Consider the following 14,073-nt stretch of genomic DNA (forward strand, 5'->3'; position numbering starts at 1 on the left):
GTGCCGATGCGCTGGTGATACATCTTCGCGAGCGCCGGATACCCGAGCGCTTCGGACACCGCTGCGACGACGAGAAAAGTCGACAGCTCCTCTGCCAGCACCGGATCTTCGTCACTGCGCTTGCGCAGCCATTGGTAAAGATCCGGGTGAAAGTTCGTGAACACGCCGTTGAAACCCGCCGAGCCTGCTTTCATCGCGTCCCACGCAATCGCCGCATTCGCGTTCAGGATTTTCAGCGGCGAGCCCTGCGCCAGCGCGACGCGGCGCTTCACGGTCGCCAGATCGCAACTAACGTCCTTGAGCATGACGAAGCGGCCGGTGTCGATGCAGGCCTTCAGTTCATCGTCGGTGAGCAGACGCCGATACGGCGCCGGACACTCGTACAGCCCGAGCGGCACGTCCGAGGGCAGCTTCGACAACAACCGATGCAGGCTGGCGAGAAAGGTTTGCGTGCCTTCACGCTTCGGGTCGAGGTGATTCGTCACCAGTACGACGCCCTGAGCACCCGAATCTGCCGCGATACGCAGCTCTTCCACCTGGGCATCGAGGTCGTCGCTGATGTGGCCCGATGCGACGACAGGCACCCGCCCCGCGACCTTCTCGACGACGAAGCGCGCCAACGCCCCGCGCTCGGCCAGACTCAAGAACTGCATTTCGCTGGACTGTGCAACGGCGAACAACGCATCCGAGCCCTTCTCCAGATACCACTCGATCAGCCGCTCCAGCCCGGCATAGTCGATCGTGCCGTCATCGTGGAACGGCGTCAGCATCACGGGAACGATGCCCTCGATCGGGCCGGCCTCTTTCGTTGTATCGATCATCGGTTCTCCTTGAATAGGCAGGTTCGGTACGGCACGGGGCTGCTCGCTTCAGCATCCGTCAAATGGCCTGCCGAGCGGACACGTTCAACACGTCGTGCTCGGGAATGGGTTTCTTGACCAGCAGCAGATAGGCCAGCGCACCGACGAAGGCGATGCCCGCCGCCGTCAGCAACGCGGGAACGAACGACGTCGCTTGTGCGATGAATCCCGTGACGATCGGAGCGAGTGCGCCACCCAGAAAGCCGCCGAAATTTTGTATCGCGCCCAGCGATGCGACACGGCCGGGCGGCGCAGCCGCCGTCGCCAGCGCCCACGATGCCGCGGAGGCGGCATTCGCCAGAAAAATCACAACGGAAATGCATGCGATCGCGATCACATTGCTCTGCACCAGCGCGGCCGGAATCGTGAACGCGACCATGCCGAGCATCGTGATCACGACAGCGTTGCGACGGCTGATGACGGGCGAATCGCTGCGCTTCGTGATCAGATCCGAGAACCAGCCCGCGAGCAATGCGCCGACGAAACCACACAGGAACGGCACCGACGCCGCGATCCCTGTGCGTGTCAGGCTCATATGCCGTTCCATCGTCAGATAGCCGGGCAGCCAGGTGAGATAGACCCAGTTCAGATACACGGAACCGAAGAAGCCGATCAGCATGCCCCACGTCGTTCCGTGAGAAAACAGCGCACGCCATTGCGCGAACGTAAGCTTCGGTGAGCGCCCCGCCACTTGTTCGGCGTCGGCTTCCAGGTAGTCGCATTCTTCTCGGGTCAGCGCTCGTCTGTCCGGATCCCGATAGAGCATGAACCAGACGACAGCCACGACCAGCCCGAGGGCACCCGTGGCGATGAACGCCCAGCGCCAGTTGAACGCGACGATCAGCACGGACAGACACAGCGGCGCCAATGCGCTGCCGAGCGGCGACGCGGAGTTGAAGATGCCCGTGGGCGTGCCGCGCGACTTCAAGGGAAACCAGTTGCTCACGACGCGCGCCGCCGAAGGAAACTGCGGCGCCTCGCCGATCCCCAGCACGATGCGGGCGAGCACGAAGAAGCCGAACGTCGACACGAGGCCGCCGGCGATCTGCGCGAACGACCAGATGATCAGGCCCGCGCCAAGCAGGCGGCGCGGGCCGATTCGATCGACGAGGCCGCCCACGGGCAACTGGCACAGTGCATAGCTCCAAGAGAACGCCGACAGCAGCAGCCCCATTTGCCCAAGCGACAGCCCCAGATCGGCGCGGATCAACTGATTCGCAACGGCTAGCGTGCCACGGTCCAGGTAGTTGACGATTCCGCTCACCATCAGCAGTGCAAGTGCGGTCGTCTGCGCGCGCCGTATGCGTGGCGGCGTGGCCAGGCGTTCAGAGGTCGTTTCCACGTTTGCTGTCTCCGTCAGTTGTATTGGACGCTGTTTCCATCGACGAACGATCTGGGACGGCGGTTCGTCATTATGTTAGCGCTTACATTGCAGGTTGTTTTGCACAGCAGAATGCGCGCCGGGCACGTTGGCACGCCCTACTCGCCGTCCTCTTCTCACGCAGTGAGCGACCCAACCGAATGTTAGCGCTTACATTTTTGGTAGAAACGAGCGAAAATTGCAAGCAAGATCGCGAAGGATGAGGGTAAACGCGCGATCGTCCCGCTGTCTCATTCGTTGCCCTGTAAGATGGCGGCGACCTTTCGCCCGCGCAGCGGCTTACCTTCAGGCGTTCATGACCATGAGCCGTTCACCGTCAACTGCTACACCCTATAAGAGCGCCGTCCGCACGCGCCGCAAAAGCGGACGCGCCGTGCTGGGCGACGTCGCGCGGCTTGCGCAAGTGTCGACGGCCACGGTGTCGCGCGTCTATAACGAACCCGACAAGGTCTCGCCACTCGTGCGCGAGCGTGTGCTGCAGGCGGCGACCGAGCTGGGTTGGATACCGAATGCCGCCGGCCGCGCGCTCGCGTCCACGCGGACTCACATAGCAGGGGCGATCATCCCCACGCTCGACGATCAGGTATTCGCGTCGCAGGTCGCCGGCATGCAGGCGGTGCTGGCCGAGCGCGGCATCACCTTGTTTCTCGGCTGCTCGAATTACGATCCCGCGCAGGCCTTGACTCAAGTGCGGGCCATGCTCGCCCGGGGTGTCGAGGCGATTGCGATCGTCGGCGAGGCGCACCCGCCAGAGCTCTTCGATGCGCTTACGCAAGCGCGCGTACCGTACGCGATCACCTATGCATATCGCGACGGCAGCCCGCATCACTGTATCGGCTTCGACAATCGTGCGGCTTTCGTTGAAATTGCCGAACATCTAATCGGATTGGGACATCGCACCTTTGCGACCGTCATTCAACCGGCTCGAGACAACGACCGCGTTCAAGCGCGAATTGCGGGCATCAGGGAGGCGCTCGAGCGGCATGGGCTCGCGGTGCGTCCATCGCACATGTTCGAGGGCCCCGCGACGATCGCGTTCGGCCGTCAAAGTCTGCGCAAGATCTGGCAAGGCGGCGACCAGCGCCCCACGGCCATCATCTGCGGCAACGATCAACTGGCTATCGGCGTGCTGCTGGAAGCAGCTGAACTAGGGATCAAGGTGCCGCAGCAGTTGTCGGTGACGGGCTTCGACGACATCGCACTCGCGCAGGAGATTCATCCGTCGCTCACCACGCTGCGCGTCGATACCGCGGAAATCGGCCGGCGTGCCGCCCGGTATCTGCTCGATGTGCTCGACGGGAAGGAAAACCTAGAGCCCCGTGTCGTGCCGCCCGTTTTAAAAATCAGGGAATCGACGGCGCGGGTAGGCGACTCCCGGTGGTAAGCGCTTCACCCAACCCGCCTTCGCCCAAGCTTCCCCCGGCCAATAAATCCAACGAAATCTCCGTTTGAGGCAGTACCGGTGCGAACCGGTGGCGCGTCGTCTTGTACGGGAACAAGCTCCTGTCCTCTAAGATGCGCCTGCCGATGCTTGCCACGCTGAACGGCGCACCCGTGCCCCAGTGCGTGACCGAGACCCGCGGGTCGAGATAGTCGAGCAGCACACAGGGCAAATAGCGCAAGCCGAGCATCGCCGCCGCACGCAACCGGTGATTGCCGTCCATCACGATACCGGTTCTCTTTTCGATGGGAATCGGCGTTGTCCAAGCGCGCGCTGCCCGGATCTCGACCGCGAGCCCTTTTACATGCGCCTCGTCGACCATCTCCGATTGCCGCAGAAACGAAACCGGCTTGACCGCCACGCAATACGCCAACTCACCGGGCATGCTGTCTCCGTGTAGAGTTCGTCTTCACCGCCGTCACCGTTTTTACCGCTTTCACGAGCGCATCGAGCATCGTGTCACCCGCTCGACGGGAACTAGGAACTAAAGGCGCCATCGACGATGACATGGCTCGCACCCCTGGAACACCGCTCGACGCGGGCGTCGATGCGATATACGTCGCGCAGCATCGCCGACGTGACGATGTCTTCGCACGGCCCACTGCCGCGCGCCGTGCCGTCCGCGATCACCAGAACCTGATCCGCGAAACGCAATGCGTGATTGAGGTCATGCAGCGCGATCAACACGAGCATGCCGCACCGCGTCGCGAGGCCGCGCATGAAACCGAGCACTTGTACCTGGCGACGCATATCGAGCGCACTCGTGGGTTCATCCATCAGCAGGACTTCCGGATCGCGTGCGAGCGTCTGCGCAATCGATACGAGCTGGCGCTGTCCGCCGCTCAGTTCGTCCAGATTGCGAAACGCCAGTTCGCCGATGCCGATCGACTCCATGATGCCGTCGATCGCCGCAAGATCGTCATCGTGCACCGCCCAAGCGCTCTGGTGCTGCTTGCACGCGAGCAGCACCGATTCGTACACTGTCAACCGTGCGGTGGCGAGCGAGTCCTGCGGCATGTAGCAAACGCCGTCGCGCCCCCTTCGAGCGCCTTCGATCCGCACGTTGCCCGGTCCGTCGAGCAATCCCGCGATGCGTTTGAACAGCGTCGACTTGCCCGCCGCATTGGGGCCGATGACCGCCACCACCTGTCCGCCGGAGAAAACCGGCGTGCTGATGTTTGAAAGTATCCGACGGCCGCCATAGGCGGCCCCTACTCCGTCGAGCGATAGCTTTACCATGCGTTCCTCTTGCCGCGCAAAATCAGGGTGATGAAGAACGGCACGCCGATGAGCGATGTCACGACACCGATAGGGAAGATCGCGCCGGGAATCAGGGTCTTGCTGACGACCGAGCTTGCAGACAACATCAGCGCCCCCGTGAGCAAAGAGGCCGGGAGGAAGAAACGCTGGTCTTCCCCAACCAGCATCCGTGCGATATGCGGCCCCACCAGCCCCACGAAGCCGATGACGCCCACGAACGCGACCGGAAACGCGGCAAGCAGGCTCACCATGACAAGCGTCTGAAAGCGCAGGCGCTGCACGTCGATACCGAAACTCGCGGCTTTGTCGTCGCCGAGCCGCAGCGCCGTCAACTGCCACACACGTCGCGCGAACACCGGCAGCATGATGACGATTGCCGCGCAGACGACGGCGAGCTTCGGCCAAGTCGCCTTGGTGAGACTGCCCATCGTCCAGAACACGACGGCGGCCACGGCCTGCTCGCTCGCAAAGTACTGAACGAGCGCGAGCAAGGCGTTGAACGTGAACACGAGCGCGATGCCGAGCAAGACGATCGTTTCCGCTGTGACGCCGCGTCGCGTACTGAGCATGTGGATCAGCATCGCCGAGAGTACCGCCATCACGAATGCGTTGAGCGGCACCATGTAGTCGACGGCCACGGGCAGCAGCTTGAGACCGAACGCCATCCCCAAAGCGGCGCCAAAACTCGCCGCGGCGGAAATGCCCAACGTAAACGGGCTTGCCAGCGGATTGTTGAGGATCGTCTGCATCTGGGCGCCGGCCAGCGACAGCGCGGCCCCTACCGCCACGGCCATCAGCGCCACCGGCATACGAATCTCCCACAACACCACGCGCACCTGCGCCGGCACGCTGTCAGGCCACAACACCGCGCGCGCCACATCGCCTACGCTGTAGTTCGCCGGACCGAGCGCTAGATCGAGCAGCACACTCGCAATCAGCAAAATCGCGAAGACGCCGAGCAGCATCTGCTTGCGACGCACCAGGCCGCGATACGCGCTGCGCTGCGGCGCCCCCACCCAAGACACTGAATTCATCGGCGCACCTCTTTGGCGTTGGCGGGCAGACTGACGAAGTAACCCGGCTCATAATCGACGGGCAGGAACCGCTCATGCAATTCTCGAAACGTCGCGTCGGGATCGAGATCGGCGAAAAGCGTCGGATGAAACCACTTTGCCAACTGCTGAATGGCCACGAAGTCGTACGGGCTGTCGTAGAACTGATGCCAGATCGCATGAAACGCGTGGTTCTTATTCGCTTTGACGCCCGCATACGCGGGCCGATTCGTGAAGTACTCGAGCTTGCGCGCGGCCTGCGTCAGGTCCGCGCCCGGCCCTAAACCGATCCAGTGTCCGTTCGGCACGAAGGCTTGCCAGTTCGCGCTCGTGACGACGATTTGATCTGGATTGGCCGCAACGACCTGTTCCGGATTCAACTGCCCGAAGGTGCCGTGAATGATGTCGCCCGCGATGTTGTGCCCGCCCGCCATTTCGACGAACTTGCCGAAGTTCTCGTTGCCGAAGCTCAAGCAACAGTCGTCGGTGTAACCGCCGATGCGTTCGATGAACACTTTCGGGCGTGTTGGGCGATGCGCGGCAATCACGTCGGTGACGCGCTCGATCTGCGCCTTGCGAAACGCGATGAAGGCCTCGGCCCTCTCTTCCTTTCCGAACAGCTTTCCGACGAGCCGCATCGTGGGTTCGGTGTTTTCCACCGGATAGTGACGAAAGTCGACGTACACGACCGGGATGCCGAGCGCGGCCAGTTTTTCGGTGTAGCGGGCGTCGTCGGTCGCGCGTTGCGCTTCGACGTTCATCAGGATCACGTCGGGCTTCAGTGCGATCGCCTGCTCGATGTCGAAGGTGCCATCTTCGAACCCGCCGAACGTCGGGATGTCCGCGATCTTCGGAAATTTACGCAGATAGGCGGAGTAGGTATCCGGGTCCGACTGAATGAGATCTTTGCGCCAGCCGACTATGCGTTTGATCGGATTGTCGGTATCGAGCGCGGCGACCAGATAGAGCTGACGGCCCTCCCCCAGGATCACGCGGCGCACGGGCACGTGCACTTGGACCTTGCGCCCGAGCAGATCGGTGACGGTCGTGAGTGCAGGCGCAGGTTCCGCGGCGACGGCCGGCGTTTCACCGGTCGGCTTCAGCGCCACAAGCGCCAGGGCGCAAACGGCGATTCCGGCGATTGCGGCAACAGCCTTCAATACGCTGCGCCATGGATGTTTTATTGTCATCGTGATGAATAGCTCTGTGTTTGAATAGTGCGGCTCTTATTCGCCTACCGGCCCATTGAAGCCCATGGACGTGCGATGGCGCCACCCCTCGCGCCTAAGCAGCAAAATGCCGACCATCGCCAGCGAATAGGACACCGCAACGTAGAAGTAGGTGTATCGCAGGCCAACGCCGTCGCTCAGCCAGCCGCCGAGCGCAATGCCCACGATCGAGGCGAATTGAGTCGTGCTTTGAGCGACGCCGAGTACATAGCCTTGGCGAACGCTGCCCGCCGTCTTGGAGATCAACGACATCAGCACGGGCGTCGTTGCGCCAAGCAGCACGCCCCACGCGAAATGAATGGCGATGAATACGGCGATATGGTGCGTGAATGCAGCCGCGAGGGTGAGCATGGCGCAGCCCAGTGCAATGAACGTCATACGCCGCAGCGAGTCGGCGAGCATTCGATGCTCGAAATAGCGGGCCCAAAGCGAAGCCGAAACGATAAAGCCAAGCGACAACATGCCGTAACACAACCCCACCGTCCAGTTACCCACGTTGAACCGCGAACCGACATAGAGGGAGAACGGCGTTTGCGTAAGCATTCGGCTGACGAGCAGTATGCCGACGACGCCCAGCAGGCCCGGTATCGGCGACGATCGCCATAGGGGCTGCGTGCCTTCATCGTCCGTCTTCATCGGTTCCGAGGGCGCGACATGCGCAGGTTTGGACGCAAGAACGTTCGGCAGCATCATGGCCGCCGCGCCGGCGCAAACCATACATAAGACTGCAGCAACGATGTTGATCCAGAAGAAGGTCGCATGATCGAGGATCAAGCCGCCTGACACCGCACCCGCCAATGACCCGAGATTCGTCGACACCTGCAAGTACGCGAATAGTCGTGCGCGGCGCGCCGGCGATACGATGCCGACGCCGTAAGTTTGCGCCGGCGCGATGTAGCCCGCGCACGCGCCTTGCACGAAACGCAGCGCAAGGATCGTCCAGACATCGTTGGCCCAGGCCAGCGCAAGCTGGGTCAACGACAATCCGATCAGTGCACGGATCATCATCAACTTATGTCCCGTACGATCTCCGACGCGCCCCCAAAACGCACTCGTGAGCATGATGCCGAGCATCGGTCCCACGTAAACGGCGACGCCCGCAAAGGCAAACTCGAATTCGGAGGCGCTCAGTTCCTTGAGATGCAGCGGCCAGAACGGCCCGCTCATCTCCATGGCGCCCATCGAGACGAGCTGTAGGAAGAACAACACGTGGATCAGACGTGCTGCGCGTTCCGGCGCGATGGCGGCATTCGTCACCGGTCAGCCCTCGTCACACGCCGATTGCAGCGGATTGGGCAAATCATGCTGGAGCCGATAGTCCGAATACTGGAGCAAGTGCATGCGCATGACGGAACGAGTGGGCCAAGGATGGTCGAGAAACGCCGCCTGCTCCGCTTGCCATAGCGCGCTCGAGACGCGCGGCCGGAATGCATCGAACGCGCGTGCCGTCTCTTCCCGAAGAATCGACCACAGCCGCGTCGATGCAAGGTTGTACTCATCCGTGAGCCGCAGCGCCACCTCGTGCAGATGACAGACGAAACAAGCATCCAGCACGAACGAACGGACCGGCTCGATGTCGCTGTCGAAAACCGTCGGCAGAATGCCCGGATGCACGTAGGGCGCGAGTTCGTGACCCCGGGCGGCAAGCAGCGGCGCATACGTGCGGCCATCGCCGAAATCGCGGATCAGCACGCTTTTGGGCATGCCGTCCTCGTCGAACAGTATCGATGTGTTCTGCTGATGCGCCTCGAGCGCGATCCCATAAAGTAGATAGATACCGATCACCGGATGCGTGACGACGCGCGCGTACTGGCGGAACCATGCTTCGACCGTCTCGGCGGCCGCGGGGCGATCGCCTTGCGCTTCGACCAGTTCGGTGACGAGGGCTCGGCCATCGCTTGGCGACGCCGTCAGCAATGCGGCCACGGTGACCGGCAGCAAGTCGTCCGAGCGTTCGAAAGCGTCCTTGCTCGCGCGGTAGGCAACCGACAAGTGACGTCCGGGCCGATCCTCTTGACGCACCGCGTGCCGGTAGTGATACGCGAGTTCCTCGGGAAAAATCTCCAGCGTTCGGTCGAAGCCGTTTTCGTCGGCGAGGATGCGCTGGATCACGGTGCTGATGCGCGGTCCCATATGAATCGACTTCGCCTGAAGGCTGCGCTGCTCGCTCGTCAGCCACAACGCCACAGGCAGCTTGATGAAGGGCGCCGATCCCGGCAGTCGCGGCATCATCGTGCGGAACGACATCGTGGGCCATGTTTCGATGTCGGGGCCGTCCAGCATCAGCACGCCCTCCTCGATTTCCGCCGCGTATTCCGTGCGGACGAAGTGCTCGAGGTGCCACGCGTGAATCGGCAGCGGCAACCACGCGTGCTCATCGAAACCGTTCGCGTTCAGGCCGTGTTTCCAGCGCGCCCACACCTGGGGAAAGTTGTCGGCGAACCAGTCATAGAGGTTCGCGACGTGAGGCATCCGCTCGACATGCGCCATATCCGTGCGCAATGCGGCGATGCGCACGAGCACTTTCGCATTGAACTCCGGGGACAGCGCGGCGACCTGCGTCGCGTCGAGGTCCGGCTTGCTTTTCCAGGTGGGATAGAACGGATGGCCCTCGAGCGAACCCCATTGATCGAGCAGGACGGCGGCGTCGCGCACGCTCCTTTGCTTGCGCAGATAGCCGATCAATCCGATCGTACCGGCCAATCCGATGCGCATACGCAGGTCTGCGTCCCATGCGTCGCGGTAGATGCGAGCGAGCGCGTCGTTCTCGATACTATTCGCGATGTCGGCCTTCAATTTCGTCACGCCCGCTTCGTCAGGCGAAAAATCGAAGTACGGAAGCAATAGATCGATCAATTGATGCGCGCTTTCGACGGGGACACGTACGCCGTTCGATTCGATCAGCGTCAGCGAGCCACGATTGATCAAGGTATTGGCGGGCGCCGCCTGGAGGTGGCTGAAAAACAGCAGCGCGTGCCGGTTCCACAAGGGCAGCCAGGCGCCCTGCCCCTGCGGTGCGAACACGAGTGCGCCGCTGTCGATGATTCTCTCGGCGAACACGCAGCGCACGAGGCGACGCAATGCGTTGCGCTGCGCCGATTCGAATGCGCTGCGGTGGCGCTGCGCGTAGAACGCGTTATCCGGCTGCAATAGCGATAGTGTCTTGTTCATGAGATTCCGGCGTCAGGCCGGCCAAGTTTCGGGAAAGTAGTCCAGTGCGGAACTGCGCAGGCCGCCCATATAGGACACGCTCCAGTCAAAGACTTCTTCCATGTGCGGCAGAGGGGCGTCCAGGCGCCGGCCCATTTCGACGAGTAGCGCGAGGCCGTAGGCCACGTCTTCGTGAAAGGCGCGATGCGTTGTGTCGATGACATATCCCGCGCAATCGCCGGCCGGAATCAATGGGGCTTCGATGGCGTCGTACGCCTGGTTCGTGCGCAGCACGGACAGCATCGTGCCGTGATCCCGAATTTGCGTGCCGTAGGCTTCGACGATTTCCTGCTTCAACGGCTTGATCGACGACAGATCCAGGCCTAGTCGCGCCTCGATGGCCCGGCACAGCACCTGATTCTCTTCGTCGGTGCGCTCGATAAAATACGCGCCAAGCTCAGGGCAATCGGTCCACCAGCAGATTCGAGAATCGAATGCCTTGCCATGCCACTGTCCGTATGGGCCGATCAGTCCGTAGATCACGCCGCTATGCATGATCGGGTTTCCGGGCGTCAGCGTGATCTCCAGATAGTGATCGAGCAATTCGACCGGCGCCTGATAGAGTCTTTGCAAATGCGCGAGGAGTTCGGCGCGCGAAGCCTCGCTCTCGCGTGCGTGCGTCGCCACGTAGAGCGTGCTTTTGGCGCCGCCCATCCGAACCGACTCGCCGGGATGCAGATCGAACGCAATATGCGACACGTCCTTCATGCCCCAGATGACGACGTTCGGATGCTGTGCGAAGACACGTTCGGCGAGCCAGTCGAAGCCGCAAAACCCGGGGATGGCCCCGACGTAAACCGGCTTATTCGACGGCAGATGCGCCGCGATCGAGCGCAGCAACGCAGGCCTCGCATGCGCCGGCACGGTGATGAAAACCACGTCCGCATCGGCAAGGATCGCACTTGGCTCGCTTGCGACTGCATCGAGACGAGCGGAACACGTCGTGCCGTCGGGCATCGATACTGTGATCCCGCTTTCGTTGGTGCGATGACGATCGATCGCCTCACGATTTCTCGTGAGTAGCGACACGCGCACGCCCGGAAGCTGTTTGAACAGAACGGCCGCGAGATGCCCCGTGCGGCCGCCGCCGCAAACGACCACGTTCAGTGGCGACATTGGCTTCACGCTCCCCGCCTTCATGCTGCCTGCACCGCGTGCAGACGAGGAATGTCGCGCGACGCTTCGCCGAGGCTCTCTTCGCCGAGCCAACCGTCGAGCTGCTCCCAGACTGTCGGGTCGAGCAGATTGCGTTCCCTCAGCCAGCTTTCGCTGAAGACGGTATGCAGATACTTCTCGCCGCCATCCGCGATGGCTGCCACGACATTGCCGCCGATCAGGCCGCTGTGAATGAATTCGAGCGCTTTATAGACTACCCCGCCCGTCGATCCGCCTACGAGCATGCCCATGCGCCGCGCCATATACCGGGCGGTTTCGAAGGCCTGTGCATCGGAGACCTGTACACCCATATCGATACAGCTGTAATCGAGCACGAGGCCCACCGTGTCGCCGGCCGGCGTACCGGTGCCGGACTGGTAGTAGGGATGCCCCGGCTGTCCGAACACGATCGAACCGTCGGGTTCGACAGCGATCGTCTTGGTGTGCGGATTGTGCACTTTGAGCCCGCGCGCGATGCCCGTCATCGAACCGCCTGTGCCGACGCAGCCGATGTAGGCATCCACGCCGCCCACTTCGTTGATCACTTCCCTGACGAACTCGGAATAGCCGCCGGCGTTGGCCGCGTTGTCCGACTGATTCATGAAAACCGCACCGGGGATTTGGCTCGCCAGTTCGGCGGCCATGCGCTGCCGCTCTACCACGGCGACCTCGTCCTCGCGGTACTCGCCTTCGACGAACCGAATTTCGGCGCCGAGCGCGCGCATCACGGCGATCTTGTCGGGCGCGGCGTGATGATCGACGACGGCGATAAAGCGCAGCCCGAATTCGACAGCCGCAATCGCGAGGCCGATGCCCGTATTGCCCGACGACGACTCCACGACCACGCCGCCTGGGGCAAGCCGCCCCGACTTGAGCGCGGCCAGGATCATGTTGCGGGCCATACGGTCCTTGATGCTGCCGCCAGGATTGTTCTTCTCGATCTTCAGCAACAGTCGCGATTGCTTCGATGGAATCGCGATACTTAGAATGGGCGTGTTGCCAATCAGGTCGGTCACTTTAGTCAAGATCATTCCGGTTCTCCATACGATCGTCGGGTGAAGTCGTCATGCCGCCCGCGGCGTCAAATGCGACGCTGATCCGGCGCGGCATGGGATGGCGGTGAAATTCGTTTTCGAGCAAGTCCATCTGGTAGCCCCCCGTATTCGCGTACACGAGCAGATCGCCTGCTCGCGGTCGCCTCGCGAATTCGATGAGCCGATTGGTGAGTACGTCTTCGTCGAGACAGCTATGCCCGGCGATCCAGCCGCGCGTGGGTTCGTGTCTTTCTTCGCCTTCGCTATGCGGCGAAATCCGCGGCGAAATCTGCGGCGAAAGGTGAATCGGGTCGACCAGAAACTCGGAGGCGAACCACGTCTCGCAAGCACTGAAGCTGCTGCCTTCGACAAAGATCACGACCTCGCCCGGCGACAACGATTTGACGCGTGCGATACGAAACACGGAAAGGGCCGTTTGATCGGCGAGACTGCGCCCCGGCTCGATGGCCAGCAGCAACCTGTTCGCGCGCAGATAGCCGGCGATCGACTGGTCGTCGCCGCAGGGCGAAGCGAGGAACCGGTCCAGCCACTCGCAAGCGCCGATCGGCCCGCCATACGGATAGAACGATCCGGGGACCCTGCCGTTCCGGTAGCCGTCGCTGCGCTGCGTCTCGAGATACGCTTCGTAGTCGTCGCGCTCCACGTACTGGACCGGCAACCCGCCCCCGATATCGATCATCTTCGGATCGAGGCCCATTGCACGGGCCGCATCCACGAAGCGAACGACCTCGCGCACGGCATTCGCCCGCGCCTCGTAGCCGTACCCGCCGAGATGAAAATGAAACCCCTCGAACGAATAGGGGCTGCCCGCGGAGGCAAAACGTTCGAGGCAAAACAAGATGTCGTTTGCGCTCATACCGAACCGGCTTGCAGCGGACGCTTCGGGCCGATAGCGCAACAGGACGCGGACCGGCTGCTCGGGCTCGATCTCGCGCATCACCGATTCGAGATCGCCGAGTTCCTCGATGGAATCGACCGAAATCAGCGCCGAGTTCGCAATCAGCGCCATATGAAACACCCGCGTTTTCGCCGGGCCCGTCGCACACAGCCGGCGCGGGTCGATGCCGGCGCGCAGCGCATCGCGCATTTCGTAGAGGCTCGACACGTCCACGCCGATGCCCGCCTCCACAGCTGCGCGCACCAGCCCCGGCGATTTGTTGACCTTTGCCCCATAAAATATTTCGCCGCGCACGTCGTGCCGCTGCAGCACCGCACGAAGCGCGTCCGCGTTCGTCGCGAGCACCTGAGGCACGACCACGTTCAGCGGCGAGCCGAACGCCTGCGTCATTTCAACGAGCGCGCCCGGCGAAACGCAAACGAAACGGTCGAGCGCCGCGCCCAGGACGGGCTTGAGCGTCGTGGGTTTAGACACGTACACGTCCGGAACCTTCGTCGCCCGGAAGGAGACTTCGCGTTGCAGCGGCATCGCG

At 62.4% G+C, this 14,073-nt stretch carries 12 protein-coding genes; 1 reads left to right on the forward strand and 11 read right to left on the reverse strand.

Annotated elements, in window-relative coordinates; all coding sequences use genetic code 11:
* Together ACTHNR_RS23055 and ACTHNR_RS23060 are read right to left on the reverse strand one after the other, a co-directional pair.
* On the reverse strand, positions 1 to 821 hold an 821-nt coding region (locus ACTHNR_RS23055; RefSeq protein WP_440550552.1), incomplete at its 3' end, for a dihydrodipicolinate synthase family protein.
* Between the two features lie 58 nt (positions 822 to 879).
* Positions 880 to 2,202 (reverse strand): MFS transporter, encoded by a 1,323-nt coding sequence (locus ACTHNR_RS23060; protein WP_440550554.1) that lies wholly within the window; start codon positions 2,200 to 2,202, stop codon positions 880 to 882.
* A 340-nt stretch (positions 2,203 to 2,542) separates the two neighbouring features.
* Between ACTHNR_RS23060 and ACTHNR_RS23065 the strand changes: the two genes are divergently transcribed.
* Positions 2,543 to 3,625 (forward strand): LacI family DNA-binding transcriptional regulator, encoded by a 1,083-nt coding sequence (locus tag ACTHNR_RS23065; protein WP_440550556.1) that lies wholly within the window; start codon positions 2,543 to 2,545, stop codon positions 3,623 to 3,625.
* Here the strand turns inward: ACTHNR_RS23065 and ACTHNR_RS23070 are convergent.
* The 9 genes from ACTHNR_RS23070 to ACTHNR_RS23110 form a co-directional block, all read right to left on the reverse strand.
* Positions 3,585 to 4,067: a transcriptional regulator gene (locus ACTHNR_RS23070; RefSeq protein WP_440550558.1), complete on the reverse strand. Its 483-nt coding sequence runs from the start codon at positions 4,065 to 4,067 to the stop codon at positions 3,585 to 3,587. The two genes, ACTHNR_RS23065 and ACTHNR_RS23070, sit on opposite strands and share 41 nt — an antisense overlap.
* 92 nt (positions 4,068 to 4,159) lie before the next feature.
* Positions 4,160 to 4,921, reverse strand: a complete 762-nt coding sequence (locus tag ACTHNR_RS23075; protein ID WP_440550560.1) for an ABC transporter ATP-binding protein — start codon at positions 4,919 to 4,921, stop codon at positions 4,160 to 4,162.
* The gene (locus ACTHNR_RS23080) at positions 4,915 to 5,976 is read right to left on the reverse strand and encodes a FecCD family ABC transporter permease (RefSeq protein WP_440550561.1); all 1,062 of its coding nucleotides are present in this window, start codon (positions 5,974 to 5,976) and stop codon (positions 4,915 to 4,917) included. The genes ACTHNR_RS23075 and ACTHNR_RS23080 overlap by 7 nt, the downstream gene beginning before the upstream one ends.
* Positions 5,973 to 7,184, reverse strand: coding sequence for an ABC transporter substrate-binding protein (locus ACTHNR_RS23085; RefSeq protein WP_440550563.1), 1,212 nt, complete (start codon positions 7,182 to 7,184; stop codon positions 5,973 to 5,975). The genes ACTHNR_RS23080 and ACTHNR_RS23085 overlap by 4 nt, the downstream gene beginning before the upstream one ends.
* 36 nt (positions 7,185 to 7,220) lie before the next feature.
* A complete protein-coding gene (locus ACTHNR_RS23090; protein ID WP_440550564.1) occupies positions 7,221 to 8,480 on the reverse strand; it encodes an MFS transporter in 1,260 nt (419 codons plus the stop codon).
* Positions 8,481 to 8,483: 3 nt separating this feature from the next.
* Entirely contained in the window at positions 8,484 to 10,394 is a 1,911-nt protein-coding gene (locus ACTHNR_RS23095) for an IucA/IucC family protein (protein ID WP_440550566.1), read from the reverse strand.
* 12 nt (positions 10,395 to 10,406) lie between these two features.
* Complete coding sequence (locus tag ACTHNR_RS23100; protein ID WP_440550567.1) at positions 10,407 to 11,549, reverse strand: NAD/NADP octopine/nopaline dehydrogenase family protein; 1,143 nt, start codon at positions 11,547 to 11,549, stop codon at positions 10,407 to 10,409.
* Between the two features lie 20 nt (positions 11,550 to 11,569).
* On the reverse strand, positions 11,570 to 12,619 hold the full coding sequence (locus tag ACTHNR_RS23105; protein WP_440550569.1) for a PLP-dependent cysteine synthase family protein: 1,050 nt from the start codon (positions 12,617 to 12,619) through the stop codon (positions 11,570 to 11,572).
* Positions 12,606 to 14,069 carry a Y4yA family PLP-dependent enzyme gene (locus ACTHNR_RS23110; protein WP_440550571.1) on the reverse strand — a complete coding sequence of 488 codons (1,464 nt, stop codon included), beginning with the start codon at positions 14,067 to 14,069 and terminating at the stop codon, positions 12,606 to 12,608. The genes ACTHNR_RS23105 and ACTHNR_RS23110 overlap by 14 nt, the downstream gene beginning before the upstream one ends.
* Between the last annotated feature and the right edge of the window lie 4 nt (positions 14,070 to 14,073).

Origin of the sequence: Trinickia sp. (assembly GCF_051954495.1) — a bacterium.
In the GTDB taxonomy this organism is placed as follows: Bacteria; Pseudomonadota; Gammaproteobacteria; order Burkholderiales; family Burkholderiaceae; genus Trinickia.

Coding starts and splice junctions, on each gene's coding strand:
- ACTHNR_RS23065 (WP_440550556.1), top strand. CDS start 2,543: ATGAGCCGTTCACCGTCAACTGCTACACCCTATAAGAGCGCCGTCCGC.
- ACTHNR_RS23070 (WP_440550558.1), bottom strand. CDS start 4,067: ATGCCCGGTGAGTTGGCGTATTGCGTGGCGGTCAAGCCGGTTTCGTTT.
- ACTHNR_RS23075 (WP_440550560.1), bottom strand. CDS start 4,921: ATGGTAAAGCTATCGCTCGACGGAGTAGGGGCCGCCTATGGCGGCCGT.
- ACTHNR_RS23080 (WP_440550561.1), bottom strand. CDS start 5,976: ATGAATTCAGTGTCTTGGGTGGGGGCGCCGCAGCGCAGCGCGTATCGC.
- ACTHNR_RS23085 (WP_440550563.1), bottom strand. CDS start 7,184: ATGACAATAAAACATCCATGGCGCAGCGTATTGAAGGCTGTTGCCGCA.
- ACTHNR_RS23095 (WP_440550566.1), bottom strand. CDS start 10,394: ATGAACAAGACACTATCGCTATTGCAGCCGGATAACGCGTTCTACGCG.
- ACTHNR_RS23100 (WP_440550567.1), bottom strand. CDS start 11,549: ATGTCGCCACTGAACGTGGTCGTTTGCGGCGGCGGCCGCACGGGGCAT.
- ACTHNR_RS23105 (WP_440550569.1), bottom strand. CDS start 12,619: ATGATCTTGACTAAAGTGACCGACCTGATTGGCAACACGCCCATTCTA.
- ACTHNR_RS23110 (WP_440550571.1), bottom strand. CDS start 14,069: ATGCCGCTGCAACGCGAAGTCTCCTTCCGGGCGACGAAGGTTCCGGAC.